The organism is Arthrobacter sp. ERGS1:01 (assembly GCF_001281315.1).
In the GTDB taxonomy this organism is placed as follows: Bacteria; Actinomycetota; Actinomycetes; order Actinomycetales; family Micrococcaceae; genus Specibacter.
On record NZ_CP012479.1, the window covers coordinates 2008026 to 2028099 of the forward strand.

A 20074-nucleotide genomic window follows, 5' to 3' on the forward strand; every position below is an offset into this window, starting at 1 on the left:
TGTCGAGGCCCTAGGATTTCGACAAGCTCAATCGCCGGGAGCCGAGACCCGCGCGAGCTTCCGCAGGCCCTTCCTGCGCGGCACCCGCACGGGTTCGGGCCAGCGGGGGCTCAGGGTGTCGCCCAGTGTCACCCCGCGCAGTTTGCGGGCGAACATGGGCAGCACCCAGTCGTTGATCCAAAGGTATTGGTCCCGTCCCCACTGTTTGAAGGTGCGGGCGGGACCTTCCTTTTTGTGCCGGGGCACGATCCCGTGGGGCACGTCGAGGATGTCCAGCACCTTCCCGGCCATGTACTTGTGGCCGGCCTTGGACATGTGGAGGCGGTCGGCACACCAAAAGTGCGGGTTCCGGTAGGCGTCAAAGCCGGCAAAGTCCACCACGACTGCCCCGTACCGGTCCGCGATGTCCCGGACGCCGTCGTTGTAGAGGTGGTTCTTGCGCCGCAGCGGGGAGAGCACGGCGGACACCTCCACGTCATAGCCGGTGAAGAGCAGCAGCCGCGCCCCGCTGGCGGCCAGGGGTGCCACGAGGGCCTCCAACTGCGCCAGGATGTCAGCGGCCTTCGTGCCAAAGTCCATGATGTCGTTGCCGCCGGCATAAATGGTGATGAGGTCCGGTTGAATGGCCAAGGCCGGTGCCAGCTGCTCGGCAAGGATGTGGCGCAGCCGTTTGCTGCGGATGGCCAGGTTGGCGTACTGCCAGCCCGGCTCATGGGCCGCCAGTCCCTCCGCGACCCGATCCGCCCATCCGCGCACGCCGTGCGGCAGGTGTTTGTTGGGATCCCCCACTCCCTCCGTGAAGGAATCCCCGAGGGCCACATAGAGCACTCCGAACCGCCCGGCTACAGCAACACGGGTGCGGCACCGGCCTCCGCCAGACCCACCCCGACCGCATGGAACTGCCATCCCGCAGCCCGCCAGGCCGCCGGGTCAAGGGCGTTGCGCCCGTCGAGCATGAGCGGATTGGCAACGACGGCGGCCGCCGCCGCGGGGTCCAGCGTGGTGAATTGCGCCCATTCGGTCAGGAGCACCGTGAGTTCGGCGCCGCCCAGTGCGGCCAACGGGTCCGGTTCAAAGTCCAGGTGCGGGTATTGCAGCCATGCGTTGGGCCCGGCCTGCGGGTCGCTGACGGTGACGGTGGCGCCCTGGGCCGCCAATTGCAGCGCGATGTCCAGGGCCGGGGAATCGCGGATGTCGTCGGTGTTGGGTTTGAAGGCGGCCCCGAGGACTGTCACGCGCCGGCCCGCGATGTCGCCGCCGCACAGACGCACCGCAGTCTCGGCCAGGCGGTACCTGGCGTCGGCGTTGATGCCGTCCGCGAGGGACAAGAGCTCCTCCAGCGGCTCGACGCCGCGCTGGTGGGCCTGGGCGCGGAAGGAGCGCAGGTCCTTGGGCAGGCATCCCCCGCCAAATCCGGCGCCCGCCTGCAGGTAGGTGCCGCCGATCCTTGCATCGTGGCCCAGTGCCCGGGACAGGGCGACGACGTCGGCACCGGCCGATTCACAAAACTCGCCGACGGCGTTGATGTAGGAAATCTTCAGGGCCAGGAACGCATTGGCCGCCGTCTTGATCAGTTCGGCCGTGGCGTAGTCGGTGACAAGCCGCGGGGTCCCTTGTTCCAGCAGGGGTGCGTACACGGCGTCGAGCATTGCACGCGCGGCCTCCCCGTACGGTCCTTCGGGGATGCCGTACACCAAACGGTCCGGGGCGAGGGAATCCCGCACGGCGCTGCCCTGGCGCAGGAACTCCGGATTCCAGGCCAGCACGGCCCCGGTGTCCGCGATGAGGCTTGCGAGCCGCGCGGCCGTCCCCACCGGCACCGTCGATTTGCCCACCACAACGGCGCCGGGACGCAGGTGCGGGCGCAGGGCCTCGACGGCGGCCACCACGTGGGAGAGATCCGCCTCAAAGGTGGTCTTGGCTTGCGGGGTTCCCACGCACAGAAAGTGGACGTCCGCGCCGGCCAGTGCGGCGGGGTCGGTGGCAAAGCGAAGCCGGCCCGAACGCCGTCCGGCCTCGAGCAGCACCGGCAGGCCCGGTTCGTGGAAGGGCGCCTGCGCCGCGGCGAGTTGCTCGATCCGGCCGGCGTCCGTGTCCAGTCCCACCACGTCGTGGCCAAGGTCGGCCAGCGTGGCCGCGTGGACGGCGCCCAGGTACCCGCAACCAATAACGGAGATTCTCATTTGCTCCCTTTCAATGCCGGCACCCGCGGAAGGGGCGCGGCCATGGTTTGGCGGTAGATGTCCATCAGTTCCTCGCAGACCCGGGTCCAGGTGCGGCCCTGGACCTTGGTGAAGGCGGCCGCTCCGAAGGCCGCCCGTTTCGCCTCATCCCCCACCAGGTCGGTGACGTAGCCCCGGAATCCGGCCAGGTCGCCGGGTTCGTAGAGCCAGCCGGTGCGGGAGGAATCCACCAGGTCAAGGGGCCCGCCGCGTCCGGTGGCAACCACCGGCACCCCCGAGGCCATGGCTTCCTGGATGGTTTGGCAGAAGGTTTCCAGCTCGCCGGGGTGGACGAACACGTCAAAGGAGGCGACGACGGCGGCAAGGTCCGTGCCGTCAAGGAATCCGGTGAAGTGGGCGCCGGGAAGCAGTTCTTCCAGGGCGCTGCGCTGGGGGCCGTCGCCGACGACGACCAGACGGGTGTTGGGGATGTCGGCGATGGCGCGGAGGTCTTCGAGCTGTTTCTCCAGCGCCAGCCGGCCCACATAGCCCACCACGCGTTCCCCGTTGGGGGCAACCATTGTGCGGAAGGCCGCGCTGCGCCGTTGCGGGTGGAAGCGTTCGGTGTCCACGCCGCGGCTCCACAATTCAACCCGTGGAATGCCGTGGCCGCGCAACTGGTCCATGGCGGCAGTGGAGGGGGCCAGGGTCCGGGTGGCCGCCAGGTGAATGCGTTCCACCCGGGTCCAGGCCCAATTTTCCAGGAACGGCATCCCGTATTTTGCCGCGTAGCCGGGTACGTCGGTTTGGTAGATGGCCACGGTTGGCAGGCCCAGTGCCTGGGCGGCGCGCACGGCCCGCCAACCCAGGACGAAGGGAGAGGCCAGATGGACGATGTCGGGCTCGTAGGCGGCCAGGATGGACTTGATCCTGGCCACTCCGCCCATGGCCACCCTGACGTTCCGGTACCCGGCCAGCGGCACGGAGGGCAGGCGCCGCACTGTGGCGCCCTCCATGACGTCCGGGACGGCGGCGGATGTTGACGGGGCGATGACCAGGACGTCATCCCCCCGCCGCTCAAGGTGTTGGAGGATTTTCAACAGGGAATGGGTGACCCCATTCATTTCCGGCAGGAACGATTCAGCAACAATGGCAACCTTCACACCACCACAGTGGCGGGCTGAGATGGCCGGGGCGGATCAGTTGGTGAACGTCACGGTGAAGAGTGGGTTAATGGCCGTCCCGGGCGTCCCGGGGCAAAGGGGAAGCCCCATCAGCGTTTCGCCGTTGGTGGGGCTTCGACTTACTAGCCGCGTTGTGACGGTTCGCGGTCTGGCGGATTCCATGGCCTTTCAGTGCCTTTTGCCGCGTCACCGGCATCCAGTTCCTTGGTTCCTGAGCCTGCCGCCTGGGCGGTGTCTCAATGTATCAATCGGTTCTGTCACTGAATCTCTGGAATCCATCCCCCAACCCGAGGGGTGGAGTAAGTGCAATTATTCGCCTGTTTTGTGCCCGGGGCAAGGGTGTGGTGGCAATTACAGCGCTGTAATTTGCCGGCGGTCGAGGGGGAAACACCGGGGGCTGGTGAAGACCGTGACTTCATCGGTCTTCACCAGCCCCCGGCATGGCCAAACGGGCCGCTAGTGTTGCCCGGTCCTGCGGCGGACGGCAACGGTCAGCATCAACCCCAGGCAGAGGGCCAGGAGCGCCAACCCGGACATCGCGGTACCGTTGGCACCCGTCTCGGCAAGTTCCCCCGCGGGGTTTGGGGTGGAGGCCGACGGCGATGCCTCTGCCGGTCCCGTGCTGCCAGCCTGCGTGGAATGAACGGACGGGGACACCGTCGGGTCAATGCTTGCGCTCGGCGAGGTGGTCGGTTCAACTGTCGCAGTCGGCTCATCCGTCGCGGTCGGCGCCACTGTGGGATCGGTGCTGGATGTCGGGTCCGGCGTCGGATCATCGCTCGCGGTGGGCGATGCCGTGGGCTCCTCGGTTGCGGTGGGCGGGGCGGTCGGCTCAACCGTGGGTTCGGGGTCCGGCTCCACGAAGTTGGCAAACGTCAGGTCGTCGCAGTAGGCAGTGCCCACCGCCTCGCGGTAGCAGAACACGGTTGCCGAGGTGCTGGTGGCGACGAAGTCGAAGGTAGCGTTCGTCCAGTCACTTGCGGTGACCAGCACACTCGGACTTGGAGTGAGTCCCGCGGCCTTGACGCCCAGGGCGGTTGCGCCGCCGTCGGACTTCACCCAGCCGGAGACGGTGTACTTGTGCCCCACCTCGAGCCCCTTGAGGGTCTGTTCCAGCGTTGCGAAGTTGCCCGCCGGTGCCGTGAGCCTGGCGCTGAAGCCGCCCGCATGGGGTGCCGGATCGGCCACTGCCGCGGCATTCCTGGTGGACCAACCGTCCAGTGCGCTTTCAAAGCCGCCGTTCGTCAGCGCGGGGGCGGCCGGGCCCGGGATGGGCTTTGGTGCCGGGCCGGCGACGCCCGGACCGTTGTAGGCGCCCACGGATACCGGGCCGGTTGCCGGCACGGCGTTGCCAAAGAAGTCCCGGCCGCCGTTGTTGGCAATGCCCAGGCCCGCCGAGAGCAACGGTGAGGAGGCGTGGAGCCGGTAGCCAAGGGCAGCGTCGATGGACGTCGCCGTGCCACGGTCCAGCAGGCGGGGATCGCCCGGGACCGCCGTGGTGTCGGCCGCGGATCCTGCCACGTTGATGAAGCTGTTCCCGGCCAGCGTGACACCGCCGGATTGCAGGTTCAGCGATGCCGATCCCGCGCCTTCCTTGACCACGATGTTGCTCCTGAAGGCGATGTTGCGTTTGTTGGCATTGTTCTCATTGATGACCGTTTGGGAGATGCCCGGTCCAATGTAGATCGTGTTGTTGTAGAAGGCCGCGCTTTCGATACCGGCCGAGCACGTCTCGATGCCGCGGAAGGAGTCGTTTTGGCTGATGTTGTAGCGCACCACCGCATTGGCCACCCGGCCTGCCGCGTTGCACATCAGGAAGAAGCCCCCGGCGTTGTCGTGGCTGTAGTTGTACTCAAACAGGGTCCCGTCCGTACCCTGGTCGATGTCGAAGGCCATGCCGTCGCGGGTGGTGCTGCCGCCGGAGACTTCGTTGTAGCGGAACGCCGTGCCGTCGGAGTTCCAGGGCCAGACGCCGGCGTTGTAGCCGGCCGAGCGCTGCTGGAACTTGTCCACCCGGTTGTGTTTCACCACGGCGTCCAGTGCCGTCTGTGGGACGATTCCGTCGCCTCCGGTGTCGAGGACGCTGTTGTTGCTGATCACCACGGAAGTGTTGGCCGTCCAGGGCCGGGTGATGACGGTGTCCCCCACCTCGGGCCGTTCCGACCACAGGCTGGCGACGGCGGCGATGCCCGTCCTGTTGACGTGCTCCACCCGGTTGTTGGTGATGCGCAGGCCGTCGTAGTTGCTGGCCCTGGCCGTACCGGCCACCGAGGCAAGGATTCCACCGCTGCCCTTGACGTCCTTGGCGTCGTTGCCGTTGATGTCGTGGACGTACATATTGTCCACCACCACGTGCCGGGCGGTTCCGAAATCCTCCAGCAGCAGGTAGACGCCACGACGCAGCGACGACGGCCCCTTGGCGTTGGTCACTTCCAGCCCGGAGAGCTCCACGCCCTCCATGTTGCGCAACACCACGGTGTCAACGGCGCCGTTCCCGTCGATCACGGGCCGCGCGGTGCCCGCTCCGTAGGCGCCGATCGTTAAGGGGTTGGCGGCGGTGCCGCTCCCCTGCGGCGCCAGCGTGCCAACGCAGGTCATGCCGCGCTTGAACACCAGTTGGTCACCGGGCGCCAGGGTCAGCGCGTTGACCTGCTCCAGCGTGGTGAAGGGAGCGTCGATGCTCCCGGTGGCGGTGCCGGCGGCAGGCGCCGAGCAGTCCACGTGGATGGCCTCAGGCACTGCGGCCGACGCCGGCACCGCAGCGAGTGCGGCGCCCACCAGCGCGGCCCCCGCCACCATGGCCGCGGCGGCGCCCAAACGAGAATTCTTCAAAACGTACCCCTATTGATCTTGATTGATTTTGCGCCGAAAGAATCAATATTCATCAGCGCGTCAAAGCTATCGAGATCAAGGGGCACAAAAACGAATGTGACGCGAAGGAAATCGCTTTCCTTCGCGTCACAGGGGGTACTTCGGGTGCCGTATTAGTCGAACTGCGGGCTCTCCGTGCGGCTGCGCTTGATCTCGAAGAAGTACGGGAAGCTTGCCAGGGTGACGGTGGCGTCCCACAGCTTGCCGGCTTCCTCGCCCCGCGGAATTCGGGTGATGACGGGGCCAAAGAACGCGGTGCCGTTGAAGGCCACCACGGGGGTGCCCACGTCCTGGCCAACGCGGCTGATGCCGTCCTGGTGGCTTGCGCGCAGGGCGAGGTCATTGGCATCGGTGTCTGCGGCAGCCGCGAGGCTTGCCGGCAGGCCGGTCTCTGCCAGGGCCTTGGCAATGACGTCGCCCAGGTCCTTGTTGCCGTTGTTGTGGATCTCGGTGCCCATGGCGTCGTAGAGCGGCTTGATGACCTGGTTGCCGTGCTCGGCCGCTGCGGCGATGATCACGCGCACCGGGCCCCAACCCTTGTCCAGCATTTCCTTGTAGGTTTCGGGGAGGTCGTCCCGGCCTTCGTTGAGCACTGAAAGGCTCATGACGTGCCAGTCCACGGAGATGTTCCGGACCTTTTCAACCTCGCCGATCCACCGGGACGTCACCCAGGCGAAGGGGCACTGCGGGTCAAACCAAAAGTCTGCCTTCTCCGGGGCGGACACTGCATTTATAGACACGGAAGTCTCCTCTTGTTGGCATTGCGTTCTTGACACTGCGTCGCAGGCACTGCAAATCGCGTGGGGCGTTGCCCTCACCTTTTGTTCAACAGCGAATCAGGCGGACTTGTTCCGGCGTTTCGCGACCACTTCGTGGGGAATCAGGCTGGGCTCGGCCAGCTTGTTCACGACGTCGGCGGTAATGACCACGGTGGAGATGTCTTCGCGGCTGGGGAGGTCGAACATGACGGGCAGCAGCACCTCTTCGAGGATGGCGCGCAGGCCGCGCGCCCCCGTGCCGCGCGCCAAGGCGAGGTCGGCGATCGAGGCAAGGGCGCCGTCGTCGAACTCAAGTTCAACACCGTCCAGCGAGAACATCTTCTGGTACTGCTTGATCAGCGCGTTCTTGGGTTCGGTCAGGATCTGGATCAGCGCGGAGCGGTCCAGCTGGGTCACCGTGGTGATGACCGGGAGCCGGCCGATGAATTCGGGGATCAGGCCGAACTTGAGCAGGTCCTCGGGCATGACGTCGGCGTAGCTTGCCTCGGTTTGCTTGATGGCGCTCAGCGGGGCGCCGAAGCCGATGCCCTTCTTGCCGGCACGGGCGCCGATGATGTCCTCGAGTCCGGCAAAGGCGCCGGCCACGATGAACAGCACGTTGGTCGTGTCGATCTGGATGAATTCCTGGTGCGGGTGCTTGCGGCCGCCCTGCGGCGGAACCGAGGCGACAGTGCCCTCGAGGATTTTCAGCAGCGCCTGCTGCACGCCCTCCCCGGAGACGTCACGGGTGATCGAGGGGTTCTCGGACTTGCGGGAGATCTTATCGATCTCGTCAATGTAGATGATGCCCTGTTCGGCCTTCTTGACGTCGAAGTCGGCGGCCTGGATGAGCTTGAGGAGGATGTTCTCCACGTCCTCACCGACATAGCCGGCCTCCGTGAGCGCTGTGGCATCGGCGACGGCGAACGGCACGTTCAGGCGGCGGGCCAGGGTTTGGGCCAGGTAGGTCTTGCCGCAACCTGTGGGGCCCACCAACAAGATGTTGGACTTGGCGATCTCGACCTCGTCGTGGACGCCGCCGGCCAGGGTGGTGGACTTCACGGCGTGGCCGGACTGGATGCGCTTGTAATGGTTGTACACGGCAACCGCGAGGGAGCGCTTGGCCGGTTCCTGGCCAATGACGTACTCCTGCAGGAAGTCGAAGATTTCCCGCGGCTTGGGCAGTTCAAAGGCGTCGAGGTCGGCTACCTCGGCCAGTTCCTCGTCGATGATTTCATTGCACAGTTCAATGCATTCATCGCAAATGTACACACCGGGTCCGGCAATGAGTTTGCGGACCTGCTTTTGGCTCTTGCCGCAGAAGGAACACTTCAGCAGATCGGTGCTTTCGCCCATCCTGGCCATGGGTGCATCCTTCCATTAACAACCCGGGCGGGTGCCCGGACCGTTATTCATGCCAATAATTCCAATGGAACGGCCATGCCGGCCGCGTTTCGCATACTACATATACTCTAAGGCAACCCGGTGACAATATCGGGAAGCCAAACGCCGGGACCGCGCACAAATGCTGCGCCGCCCCGGCGTGGAATCCGCTTTGCTTAGCGGGAGATGGCTGCCGGCTTGATCTTGCGGGAGTTCAGGACCTCGTCGACCAGGCCGTAGTCGAGCGCCTCGGCCGCGGTGAGGAACTTGTCGCGCTCAATGTCGGCGCGGACCTCCTCGACGGAACGGTTGGAGTGCTTGGACCAGGTCTGCTCCAGCCACTCGCGCATGCGCAGCACCTCGCGGGCCTGGATTTCCAGGTCGGAGGCCTGGCCACCCTGGCCGCTCGAAAGCGACGGCTGGTGGATCATGACCGTGCTGTTGGGCAGTGCAAGGCGCTTGCCGGGAGCACCGGCCGCCAGCAGCACGGCGGCCGCGGAGGCCGCCATGCCCAGGCAGACGGTCTGGATTTCCGGACGGATGAACTGCATGGTGTCGTAGATGGCCGTCATGGCCGTGAACGATCCGCCGGGGGAATTGATGTACATGGTGATGTCGCGGTCCGGGTCGGTGGCCTCAAGGACCAGCAACTGGGCCATGACGTCATCGGCGGAAGCGTCGTCAACCTGCACGCCGAGGAAGATGATGCGGTCCTCGAAGAGCTTCGTGTACGGGTCCTGGCGTTTGAAACCGTAGGGCGTACGTTCCTCGAACTGCGGGAGGACGTAGCGGCTGCTGGGCAGGTTGCCGGCGGTGTGGCCAAAAGCTGTGCTGCCAAAGTTGTAAGTCATTGTGTTTGCTCCTGAAAATTCGTTTGGCGTGGCGTTACTTGGCGTTGGTTCCGCCGCCGCCGGCAACGGTTCCTGCGTGGCGGCTGATCTTGTCGAAGAAGCCGTATTCCAGTGCTTCCTGGGCGGTGAACCACTTGTCGCGGTCATTGTCCTTCAGGATGGTTTCCACGGGCTGGCCGGTCTGTTCGGCAGTCAGCTCGGCCATGACCTTCTTCATGTGCAGGATCAGTTCGGCCTGGATCTTGATGTCAGACGCCGTGCCACCAATGCCGCCGGAGGGCTGGTGCATCAGGATGCGGGCGTTGGGGGTGGCGTAGCGCTTGCCCTTGGTCCCGGAGGAGAGCAGGAACTGGCCCATCGAGGCGGCCAGGCCGGTGGCGACCGTGACGACGTCGTTCGGGATGAACTCCATGGTGTCGTAGATGGCCATGCCGGCGGTGACGGAGCCGCCGGGAGAGTTGATGTAAAGGTAGATGTCTTTTTCCGGGTCCTCTGCCGAGAGCAGCAGGAGCTGGGAGCAGATGAGGTTGGCGTTGTCATCGCGGACTTCCGAGCCCAGCCAGATGATGCGCTCCTTGAGCAGGCGGTTGTAGATGTACTGATCCTGACCTGACGGATCCGCGCTGGCCATCGTCGGTGTGGTGTGCTGTGCCATGGTGGACTTACCTCTCCTTCGTGCGATCCGTTGGGCTATGACCGTGTCCGGCAATTTCCGGAACGCCCAGCCCAATGCGGCTCATCACTAATCTTCACTACTTGGACAGTAGCCGTTTTTGGCCCGGATTTGTTTCGCAAAACCGTACTGTTCGCTGACGGCGCACGGATGGCGTCCCGCCGCGGACCCGCCGTGAATTGGGCACAAAAAAGCCGTTGCCGGCTCCCCGTGGGGGGAACCGGCAACGGTGTGGTTCATGCTTTCCCTGTGAGGGGAAATTAGATGCGGGCCTCGCCCGGATCCACGACTGCGGTGGGCTCGATGACCTCATCCTCGCCGGCGACAACTTCTTCTTCCTCTGAAGCAACCGAGACGAAGTCGGTCAGGTCGACGTCGGCACCGGTGGTGTCCTTGACGGCGGCCTTGGCCAGGACGGCGGCCAGTGCCTTGCGGCGGCGGACTTCGCCAACGATCATGTTGACCTGGCCCGAGGAGTCGAGCATCTGCGCGAACTGGTTCGGGTCCATGCCGTACTGGCTGGCGGAGGAGACGATGTAGTCGATCAGCTCGGCCTGGCTGACACCGATTTCTTCCTTCTCGGCAACAGCGTCGAGGATGATCTCGTTGCGGAACGCACGCTCGGTGTTTTCCTTGACCTCGGCGCGGTGCTCCTCGGTGTCGTGCTCCTCGGCGCCGTGGGAGTTCTCCGGGCGGAAGTGCTGCTCGAGCTGCTCGGCAACCACGGAATCCGGAACCGGAACCTCGACGAGCTCAACGAGCTTGTCCAGGACCTTGTCGCGGGCCTCGACACCCTGCTCGACGATCTTGGAGTCGGCGGCCTGCTTGGCCAGGTCCTCGCGGAGTTCGGCGATGGTGTCGAACTCGGAAGCCAGCTGGGCGAAGTCGTCGTTTGCCTCGGGAAGCTCGCGCTCCTTGACGGCGGTGACCTTCACGGTGACCTGTGCGGCTTCGCCGGCGTGCTCGCCGCCGGCCAGCTTGGTCTCGAAGATGGCTTCTTCGCCGGCGGAGAGGCCGGTTGCTGCCTCGTCCAGGCCGTCGAGCATGTTGCCCGCACCGATCTGGTAGGACAGGTCGGACGCGGAGTCAACCTCTTCGCCGTCGATCTTGGCGGCAATGTTGATGGTGAGGAAGTCACCGTCGGCGGCGGGGCGGTCAACGGGCTTGAGCGTGCCGAAGCGGCCGCGCAGCTCGTCGAGTGCCTTGTCGGTGTCGGCGTCGGTTGCCTCAACGGCTTCGACCTCGACGGCGATGCCGGCGTAGTCGGGCAGTTCGATTTCCGGACGGATGTCGATCTCGACGTGGAACTTCAGTTCGCCGTCGGTGGCGGTGGGGTCCGGAACTTCGGTGATTTCAACCTCGGGGCGGCTGAGCGGGCTGATGCCTGCTTCCACAACGGCGTTCTGGTACCAGCCGTTGAGGCCCTCGTTGATGGCGGTTTCCAAGACGTAGCCGCGGCCAACGCGCTGATCGATCAGCTTGTTGGGGACCTTGCCCTTGCGGAAACCAGGCACCTGGACCTGTGTGGCAATCGTCTTATAAGCCTCGGCAATGCTGGGCTTCAATTCCTCAAAGGAAACCTCAACATTGAGCTTTACCCGAGTGGGCGTGAGGTTTTCGACAGCGCTCTTCACAGCGTGGTACTCCTGATGGTCTGTTGGTGGATGTTAGGCACCAGCACATGGGCAGTCACTGACCAAACGTGAACCGGATAATGCTGAGTCGGGGCGACAGGACTCGAACCTGCGGTCTCCTGCTCCCAAAGCAGGCGCGCTAGCCACTACGCTACGCCCCGTAGTGCCCGCAACAGTCTACGGGCAAAAGTTCGTGGATGCACAATTACCCCCGCCCGGCGCGGGCCGTGCCGGGGCGTCCCGTTCGATTTGCGGCGCGCCGTGCGCGTTGCTAGTATCGAGGAGTTGTTCGGCCGAAAGCCGGGAAACATGGGGGCGTAGCTTAATGGTAAAGCCTCAGTCTTCCAAACTGATTACGCGGGTTCGATTCCCGTCGCCCCCTCCGAAATAAATGGAAATCCCCGGCCTGTTGGCCGGGGATTTTCTTGTTAATGCCGGTGATCGAGCTTGTCGAGATCTCGACAAGCTCGATCACCGGTGTCTCGATCACCGGCGTTCAGCCTTGGCAGCTCGGGCACCAATACAGTTTGCGACCGCCGAGTTCCGCCATGGCGATGACCGTGCCGCAGTGCCTGCACGGCAGGCCGTTGCGTTTGTACACATAGTGGGCGTCCTCCACCGGGACTTCCCTGTTGACGCTCGACGCCGTTCCCGGTCTGCCGCCGCCGTCGTCCCGCCACCCTGAGGCCCGGCCAACGGCGATGCCGAGCCCGGAAGGGCGGTCCGCGAGTTCGGTCGTGATGATCCTGCCGTCCCGGACGCCGTCGTTCATGAGCGCGACGACGTCGGCCCACAGCGCCTGCGCCTCGTCGGCGGACAGGGACGTGCCCGGCAGCTGGGGGTCCAGGCCGAGCCGGAACAGGACCTCCGCCCGGTACACATTGCCCACGCCCGCCAGGACATCCTGCTTCATCAGCTGCAGGCCGATACCGGTGCCGCTCTTGCGGATGCGCCGCACAAACTCGTCCGCGTCGCCTGCGGCGTTGATCAGGGGGTCCGGTCCCAGCTTGGCCCGCACGGCCGCAGCCTCCGCGGGCGCCAGCACCTCGCAGGCCGTGGGGCCGCGAAGGTCGGCCCAGCCGTGCTCGGAGACCAGGCGGACGCGGACGGCGCCCTTGGGCTCGGGCGGGCCCGTGTACCCGCCCACTCCCCCAGTGCCGGAATCATCGGCGATTTCCTGTTCGCCAACCCGGCGCGGAGCACCGATGCTCGAGGCTCCCGTGAAGGTGGAGTCGCCGCCAAAATCCCAGGCGCCGTAGAGGCCCAGGTGCACCCGCAGGACGTGGTCGTGCGAGAAGTACAGGAACATTTGCTTGCCGTGCGCCTGGGCGTGTTCGAGCACCTGGCCATCGAGGAGGGCGGCGCCGGCGGCGAACTTCCCCTGCGGGCTGCTCACCGCCAGCGTTGCCGCCCCAAAAACGTCACCGAACTGGCGGGCCAGCCGGTGCACGGAATGTCCCTCGGGCATTGCTTACTCGACTACGACGCCGGTGGTCTCGTATGTGGCGATCTTGCCGATGCGGCGCACGTGGCGTTCGGCGTCGCTGAACGGCTCGGCCAGGAACGCCTCGATCAGCTCGGTGGCCTCCTCAACGCTGTGCTGGCGGCCGCCCACGGCCACCACATTGGCGTTGTTGTGCTCACGGGCCAACTTGGCCGTATCCAGGTTCCAGGCCAGCGCCGCACGTACACCCTTGACCTTGTTCGCGGCAATCTGCTCACCATTGCCCGAACCACCCAAAACGATGCCCAGCGCATCCACGCCGGCTTCCTGGTCCGCCACGACCGCCAAGGCCGCGTTGATGCAGAACGACGGGTAATCGTCCTCGGCATCGTAGGCCTGCGGCCCGTGGTCGATCATCTCGTACCCCTTGGCCGCCAGCGCGGTGATGAGGTGGGCGCTAAGCTCCATGCCGGCATGGTCGGTTGCAATGTGAACGCGCATGAGTGGTCCTTCTCAAAGATTTGTTGGGGTACAGACCACACAAGCCTACCCAAACGTGGGGGCTAGTGGCGCTCGGGTCCCTTGCCGGCCCGGCGGTTCAGGATCGCGGACAGGTCGTCGGCGGTGTCCAGGTTCGGCGCGCCCACCACGACCCGGCCGGCCTGCCCGGCGCGCACGACGACGGCGGCACCCGAGGCGGCCAGGAAGGATTCGCTTCCGCCGTGCTTGCGCAGGCCCCAGCCGCCGTAGTCGCGGGCAACTATGTCCAGGGACACGGCCGCGTCGACGTCGGTGCATGGCACCACGATCACGGGCAGGACCCCTGCCAGCTTGACCATCAGGCGGCTGCGGTCCACGTGGACGGTGGCGGTCAGGGCGGCCACGGTCAGCAGTGCCGCGAGGAGGAAGCCCGCCATGAACCAGCCGCTGACCAGGCTCAGGATCGCGCCGGGAAACACGCCGGCCAGCAGGATCATGATGACCACCGAGCTGCGCGGGTGGAGCGTGTAGGCCAGCGTGTCGTTGGCTGCCATGGGATCGGCCGCGGATTCCAGCGCCCGGGCCAGGGCGGCGTCGTCGGCGGAGGTCCATTGTTCGTCGGGTTTGAAGGTCAGGGCCAGCACCAGTCCCATGGCGGCGGCAAAGCCGCTTCCCATCAGCACTACGTAACTGTCAACGCGCACCACGGGGGCGCCACCCTGCCCGGACTGGCCCAACAGGGCCGCCACGAACAAGGTGCAGGATGCCAGTTGCAGCGCCATGGCCACGCCCAGGAGCACCCGGCGCAGGTTTCGGGGCAGCAGGGTCCGGGCACCCTGGCTCCCCACGCCCGCCCCGAGAAGCAGGGTCACCACTACGGCCACCGCCAGGAACACGGCCAAGGGCACGGGGTCCCCGCCCGTGGGCAGCACCACGCCGCGGTCCAGCCCGGTACCCACCAAAACCCCGCCAACCACGAGTCCCACGGACAGCAGCGCCGGGAAGATGATGGCAAAGCGCAGCGCCCGGGCGTCGATGTGGCGTTCCCGGCGGCCGGGGCGCAACGGCGTCATTGCTTCACGCTCCCGGACAGAAGGTATGCCGTGACCAGCGACGCAGCCCGCCCGGCCGTGGCGGCGTCGGGCATGGAGATGACGAGGCGCTGGTGGAATCCGGTTTCAAGTACCAGTGCCGGTCCGCTCCCCGTGATGAAGGCGGTGGATCCACCGCCCAGCCGGTAGCCCCAGCCGCCAAAGTCCATGGCCTTGATGTCCTGCACGGCGGCGGAACGGATGTCCTTGTACGTGGCGGGCATCAGTTTCCAAAACCCGGACGCCAGCACCTTCACGCCGCCGGGGCCAATGACGGCCGTGCCCTGGCAGAACGCCCACACCAGGAGCGCCATGGGCACGCCGAGCAGCGCCAGCCACGGCGAGATGGCCAGCGTACTCCCGGCGACCACGCCGCCGGTCCCGAGGACCAGCGGCCACTTCCACGCACCCATGGATACGTGGACGGTCAGCGCCTCCCCGTTGGCGGCCATGTGCGCCACATCCTCGGGCACCGGCGTGTTCGCCAGCCCGGCCGCCACGGATTGCACCTCCACGCTGGGCATCCTGTCCACCGCGCCGGGCCGGTACAGCCAGCCGGCAGGGCAGCCAAGCACAACGGCGAGCGCGATGCCCACCGCCATGACGGGTGCGGAAAGGCCGGCCTTCGAGGTATCCACGAGGTCCATCTGCCCGGCGACGATCGCAACCGACAGTGCCACCAGGCCAACTCCCAGGGCAACGCCGAATCCCACACCAAGGCGGGCCACCATGAGTGACTGGGAACGGGAGCAGATGGCCAGCAAAGCCATGAGCGCACCCACGGCACCCATCGCCACGGCCATCCAGGCGGCACCTGGCAGGGACATCCACCCGTCCACCTCGTTCGAGGAATTCCAGTGGGACGCCAGCTCGGCCGGCAGCCTGTCCGCCACGGTGAACATCCAGGCGGCGGCCGCCAAGCCCAGCAGCAAGGGTCCGCCCACCACGGCAAACAGCCATCGGGCGTTGTACGTCTTCTCCCCGGCCATGCCCCGGTCCATCTCCCCCACGTAAAAACGCCCGCTTTCCGTTGTTGCTCAAAGTCCTTATCTCAACATTGTCCTACCACGGGCCCGCGGACAACTCCGCCCAAAGCCAAATCGCCGGTCCCGTGAGACGCGCCCCACAGATTTAAGTGAAAGAATACTTTCACACCTCGCCGGCGGGCCACCTTGTCCGGCACCTTGTCCACCGACAACCGAACGGAAGGCATCACCTTGCCCGGTATGAACCTGACCCGCGCCGAAGCCATTGAGCGCACCGCCACCCTCACCGTCAAGAGCTATGACGTGACGCTGGACCTCACCGCCACGAAAGCCACCTTCGGTTCCACCACCACCGTGACGTTCAGCGCGACGGAAGGGGCGTCGTCGTTCATTGACGCCGTCACGGACAAAGTCCACAAGGTCACGCTCAACGGCGTGGAGCTGAACCCGGCCACGGTGTCCGACGGGGTCCGCATCCAGTTGCCGAACCTCGCCGCCGAGAACGTGCTCACGGTTGAGGCCGATGCCCTGTTCATGAACACGGGCGAGGGCCTGCACCGCTTCGTGGATCCCGTGGACGGCGAGGTGTACCTGTACTCGCAGTTCGAGGTCCCCGACAGCCGGCGCATGTTTGCCGTGTTCGAGCAGCCCGACCAGAAGGCCGTCTTCACCTTCCACGTCACCGCCCCCTCCCACTGGGACGTCATCTCCAACTCCCCCACCCCGGAGCCCGCCGCGGCCGGCGAGGGCCGCGCCACCTGGCACTTTGCGCCCACGCTGACCATGTCCTCCTACATCACCGCACTGGTCGCCGGCCCGTACGAGTCCGTGCGCAGCGAGCTGACCAGTTCCGACGGCCGGGTCATCCCGCTGGGCGTGTTTGCCCGCAAGTCGCTCATGCAGTTCATGGATGCGGACAACGTCTTTGAACTGACCCGCCAGGGCTTCGAGTTCTTTGAGAAGCAGTTCGGCACCCCGTACCCGTTCCCGAAGTACGACCAGCTGTTCGTGCCCGAGTTCAACGCCGGCGCCATGGAAAATGCCGGTGCCGTCACGTTCCTGGAAAGCTACGTGTTCCGCTCCAAGGTCACCGACGCCATGGTGGAACGCCGCGCCATCACCATCCTGCACGAACTCGCCCACATGTGGTTCGGCGACCTCGTCACGATGCGCTGGTGGAACGACCTCTGGCTCAACGAATCCTTCGCCGAGTTCATGTCCACCCTGGCCGCCGCGGAGAACACCAAGTACGTGGATGCCTGGACCACGTTCTCCTCGCTGGAGAAGTCCTGGGCCTACCGCCAGGACCAGCTGCCCTCCACCCACCCCATCAAGGCCGAGATCAAGGACCTTGAGGACGTCATGGTGAACTTTGACGGCATCACCTACGCCAAGGGCGCCTCGGTGTTGCGCCAGCTGGTGGCCTGGGTGGGCCAGGAGGAGTTCATGGCCGGCGTGCGCGCCTACTTCGCCAAGCACGCCTGGTCCAACACCGAACTTCCCGATCTTATGGTGGAGCTGGAAGCCGCCAGCGGCCGCGACCTGAAGTCCTGGACGCAGATGTGGCTCGAGACCGCCGGGGTGAACACGTTCAAGCCCGCCGTCGAGGTGGACGACGACGGCGTCATCACCTCCTTCTCGATCCTGCAGTCCGCCGTGGCCGAGCACCCCGTGCTGCGCCCGCACCGCGCCGCCATCGGCTTCTACAACCTGGCCGCCGACGGCGAGGACGCCGGCAAGCTGGTCCGCACGCACCGGGTGGAACTGGATGTGGATGGCGCAGTCACCGAGGTCCCCGAGCTGGTGGGCCTGGTCCGCCCGGCGCTGATCCTGCTCAACGACGACGACCTCGCCTACGCCAAGATCCGGCTCGACCCGGCCTCCCTGGACACAGCCAAGGCGCACCTGAAGGACTTCCGCGACTCGCTGCCGCGCACAGTGGTCTCGGCGTCGGCCTGGGATGCCGCGCGCGACGGCGAAACCCCCGCCCGCGAGTACGTCGAATTGGTGTTGGCAAACGTTGGGCACGAAACCGACTCGACCGTCATCATGGTGTTGCTGCGCCAACTGGCCAGCACGCTGCACTTCTACGTGGCCCCGGAACACCGGGAGGCAACCGCCGTGGCGGCCGCGGACACCATCTGGACGCTGGCGAAGGACGCGGCGGCGGGCTCGGACGCGCAGCTGCAGTTCGCCAAGGCGTTCGCGTCCCTGGCCCAGTCCGACGTCCAGCTCGACATCGTCCAGGACCTCCTGGGTGGCTCCATGGTCCTCGACGGTCTGACGATTGACCAGGATCTGCGCTGGGAGTTGCTGACCTCCCTGGTGGCCGGCGGCCGTGCGGCACAGGGCAACATCGACACCGAACTCGCCGCGGACAACACCCAGACCGGACAGCTCGCGGCGGCAACGGCGTCGGCAGCCATCCCCACCCCCGAGTCCAAGGCACGCACGTGGGCGTCCGTCGTCGAACGGGGCGACGCGGCCAACGCCGTGCAGCGTGCCGCGATCGCCGGATTCGGCCGCGTGTGGGACACCGATCTGTTGGAGCCGTACGTGGCGCAGTACTTTGCCGCGATCCGCACCGTGTGGGCGCAGAAATCCTACGAGATCAGTTCCACGATCGTCACGGGACTGTACCCCTCGCAGCTGGTGGCACAATCCACGCTGGACGCCACGGATGCGTTCCTGGCTGAACTGGGCGACGAGGCTCCGGCGCTGCGCCGCCTCGTGGTGGAAAGCCGCGACGGCGTGGTCCGCGCACTGAAGGCACAGGCCGCAGACGCCTAACCCCGCGCCCTCCCAACGTTGAGAGCCCAGATAATCCCCGCGCCCTCCCAACGCTCGCAAGCTCGCGTCGGGGCCCTCGGGCGCGTGGGCCCAACGTTGAAGGGGCGGATCTCCGCGGAGATCTGCCCCTTCAACTGCGTTTGGGGGTGTTTTTGCTTGGCGTTGAGCGGCTCCTCCACAGGCGCGCAGGAGCGCGATCTAACACTGACCAAAGTCTATCCCCGGGTCGGTTTCGGGAGTAGTTTCGGGGCATGTTCACACACCATTTCAAGGGAATTTCCGCCCGCGCCGGAGCCGTCGCGCTCCTCTCGCTGGGAATGGTTGCCGGCATTGCCGGAGCCCCGGCCAACGCCCAAACCCAAACCGCCCAGACCACGGTCACCTACACGGTCATGGGCGATTCATACTCGGCCGGCTCGGGTGCCGGCAACAACACCGAGATCCCACCCTGCTTCCAGAGCAGCAACGGCTACGGCAACGACGTCGCCGCCATGACCGGGGACACGCTCACGAACATTGCCTGCGCCGGATTCACCACCACCGAAGTCACCGCCCTCGAGGTGCCGCAGCTTCCCGCCACTACGAAACTAATCACGCTCACGGCCGGAGGCAACGACGTCGGCTGGACGACGGCAGTGGCCACCTGCCTGCTCCCGACGTCGACCGCGGCGGCGTGCAAGGCGGCCGTCGCGAACTCCATCGTCCTCATGACGAAGCTGCCCAAGAGCGCCACCGCCATGCTCAAGGCGATCAAGGCCAAGGCACCCCAGGCGAAGATCCTCTACCTCGGCTACCCGCACCTCCTTGAACCGCAAAACATGACCGCACCGACGTTTACGGCCACCCAGGTTGCCGGCGCGAAACTCCTCAACGCCTCCACCGATCTGCTCAACGGCGTCCTGGCCGTGACCGCGCTGTCCAACCGCGTCGCCTACGTGCCGGTGGCATACCGCTTCGCCGGCCACAGTTTGCCATCGGCGGACCCCTGGCTGAACTACCCGGCACCGTTCGGCAGCAACAACTTCCCCTTCCACCCAAACGCCGCCGGCTACCTCAATGGCTACGCCGCCGCCATCCGCCCGTTCCTCTGACAGCCCGCTACGCTTGGCCATATGGGACTGAGCGAACACCACTACGAAATCAACGTCTTCTGGACCGGCAACAAGGGAACCGGAACGTCCGATTACAGGGCCTACGGCCGCGACCACAGTGTCACGGCCGTTGGTGTGCCCACCTTGCTGGGGTCGGCGGACAGAACATTCCATGGAGACCGGGAGCGCTGGAACCCGGAATTGCTGCTGGTGACGGCGCTGTCCGAGTGCCACATGCTCTCCTACCTGCATGTCGCCGTCCTGCATGGCGTGGTTGTCACCAAGTACGAGGACAGGGCCACCGGCACCATGGTGCTCAACCCCGACGGCAGCGGCCAGTTCAGTTCCGTGACGCTCAACCCACAGATCGCGGTGGCGGATCCTGCCACGGCGGAACTCGCCCTGAGCCTGCACGCCGAGGCCTCGCAAAAGTGCTTCATTGCCCGCAGCGTCAACTTTCCCGTGCACCACGCTCCGGGCCTGCTTCAGTAACGCCCGTTCACCCTCGGCCGCTAGCGCCTAGCGCCCTCCCCAAGCTCGCTGCGTCCCCAGCGGCTCCCACCGCTCGCAAGCTCGCGGCGGGACCCTCGCCGCCGTGCGCTCACTTGGGGCCCCTCGGCCGCTAGGCTTAACCACGCAAGACATTCCCTGACGGACGGAAAGACACCAGGTGATT

Annotated in this window: 16 protein-coding genes and 2 tRNA genes; 4 read left to right on the forward strand and 14 right to left on the reverse strand. The window is 65.9% G+C overall.

The genetic code is table 11. The features are described from left to right. Positions 1–27 precede the first annotated feature (27 nt). The 10 genes from AL755_RS12950 to AL755_RS12995 all read right to left on the reverse strand — a co-directional run bounded on the left by AL755_RS12950 (position 28) and on the right by AL755_RS12995 (position 11677). Complete coding sequence (locus AL755_RS12950) at positions 28–828, reverse strand: SGNH/GDSL hydrolase family protein (protein WP_054011355.1); 801 nt, start codon at positions 826–828, stop codon at positions 28–30. Positions 829–842: 14 nt separating this feature from the next. Then, positions 843–2183 carry a UDP-glucose dehydrogenase family protein gene (locus AL755_RS12955; RefSeq protein WP_054011356.1) on the reverse strand — a complete coding sequence of 447 codons (1341 nt, stop codon included), beginning with the start codon at positions 2181–2183 and terminating at the stop codon, positions 843–845. Then, complete coding sequence (locus tag AL755_RS12960; protein WP_054011357.1) at positions 2180–3325, reverse strand: glycosyltransferase family 4 protein; 1146 nt, start codon at positions 3323–3325, stop codon at positions 2180–2182. Before AL755_RS12960 ends, AL755_RS12955 begins: the two co-directional genes overlap by 4 nt. A 477-nt stretch (positions 3326–3802) precedes the next feature. After that, positions 3803–6178, reverse strand: a complete 2376-nt coding sequence (locus AL755_RS12965; protein WP_150117102.1) for a carbohydrate binding domain-containing protein — start codon at positions 6176–6178, stop codon at positions 3803–3805. Positions 6179–6330: 152 nt separating this feature from the next. Continuing rightward, complete coding sequence (locus AL755_RS12970; RefSeq protein WP_272946704.1) at positions 6331–6957, reverse strand: mycothiol-dependent nitroreductase Rv2466c family protein; 627 nt, start codon at positions 6955–6957, stop codon at positions 6331–6333. 96 nt (positions 6958–7053) lie between these two features. Beyond that, complete coding sequence (gene clpX, locus AL755_RS12975; protein ID WP_054011360.1) at positions 7054–8340, reverse strand: ATP-dependent Clp protease ATP-binding subunit ClpX; 1287 nt, start codon at positions 8338–8340, stop codon at positions 7054–7056. A 194-nt stretch (positions 8341–8534) separates the two neighbouring features. Further along, on the reverse strand, positions 8535–9209 hold the full coding sequence (locus tag AL755_RS12980) for an ATP-dependent Clp protease proteolytic subunit (RefSeq protein WP_054011361.1): 675 nt from the start codon (positions 9207–9209) through the stop codon (positions 8535–8537). Positions 9210–9243: 34 nt separating this feature from the next. Beyond that, a complete protein-coding gene (locus tag AL755_RS12985; RefSeq protein WP_082369277.1) occupies positions 9244–9864 on the reverse strand; it encodes an ATP-dependent Clp protease proteolytic subunit in 621 nt (206 codons plus the stop codon). A gap of 278 nt (positions 9865–10142) precedes the next feature. Next, entirely contained in the window at positions 10143–11516 is a 1374-nt protein-coding gene (gene tig, locus AL755_RS12990) for a trigger factor (protein WP_054011362.1), read from the reverse strand. Between the two features lie 88 nt (positions 11517–11604). Continuing rightward, positions 11605–11677, reverse strand: a tRNA-Pro gene (locus AL755_RS12995). A gap of 150 nt (positions 11678–11827) precedes the next feature. Between AL755_RS12995 and AL755_RS13000 the strand changes: the two genes are divergently transcribed. After that, positions 11828–11898, forward strand: a tRNA-Gly gene (locus tag AL755_RS13000). A 114-nt stretch (positions 11899–12012) separates the two neighbouring features. Here the strand turns inward: AL755_RS13000 and AL755_RS13005 are convergent. The 4 genes from AL755_RS13005 to AL755_RS13020 all read right to left on the reverse strand — a co-directional run bounded on the left by AL755_RS13005 (position 12013) and on the right by AL755_RS13020 (position 15532). After that, positions 12013–12984, reverse strand: a complete 972-nt coding sequence (locus AL755_RS13005; protein ID WP_054011363.1) for an Fpg/Nei family DNA glycosylase — start codon at positions 12982–12984, stop codon at positions 12013–12015. Between the two features lie 3 nt (positions 12985–12987). Then, the gene (locus AL755_RS13010; protein ID WP_054011364.1) at positions 12988–13461 is read right to left on the reverse strand and encodes a ribose-5-phosphate isomerase; all 474 of its coding nucleotides are present in this window, start codon (positions 13459–13461) and stop codon (positions 12988–12990) included. A 62-nt stretch (positions 13462–13523) separates the two neighbouring features. Beyond that, positions 13524–14513: a hypothetical protein gene (locus AL755_RS13015; RefSeq protein ID WP_150117103.1), complete on the reverse strand. Its 990-nt coding sequence runs from the start codon at positions 14511–14513 to the stop codon at positions 13524–13526. Then, positions 14510–15532: a DUF1648 domain-containing protein gene (locus AL755_RS13020; RefSeq protein WP_054011366.1), complete on the reverse strand. Its 1023-nt coding sequence runs from the start codon at positions 15530–15532 to the stop codon at positions 14510–14512. The genes AL755_RS13015 and AL755_RS13020 overlap by 4 nt, the downstream gene beginning before the upstream one ends. A gap of 225 nt (positions 15533–15757) precedes the next feature. Between AL755_RS13020 and pepN the strand changes: the two genes are divergently transcribed. From pepN to AL755_RS13035, 3 genes are all read left to right on the forward strand, one after another. Next, positions 15758–18307: an aminopeptidase N gene (pepN, locus tag AL755_RS13025; RefSeq protein ID WP_082369571.1), complete on the forward strand. Its 2550-nt coding sequence runs from the start codon at positions 15758–15760 to the stop codon at positions 18305–18307. Between the two features lie 251 nt (positions 18308–18558). After that, positions 18559–19398, forward strand: coding sequence for an SGNH/GDSL hydrolase family protein (locus tag AL755_RS13030; protein WP_054011367.1), 840 nt, complete (start codon positions 18559–18561; stop codon positions 19396–19398). A gap of 21 nt (positions 19399–19419) precedes the next feature. Continuing rightward, positions 19420–19890, forward strand: a complete 471-nt coding sequence (locus AL755_RS13035) for an OsmC family protein (protein WP_054011368.1) — start codon at positions 19420–19422, stop codon at positions 19888–19890. The last annotated feature ends 184 nt before the right edge of the window (positions 19891–20074 follow it).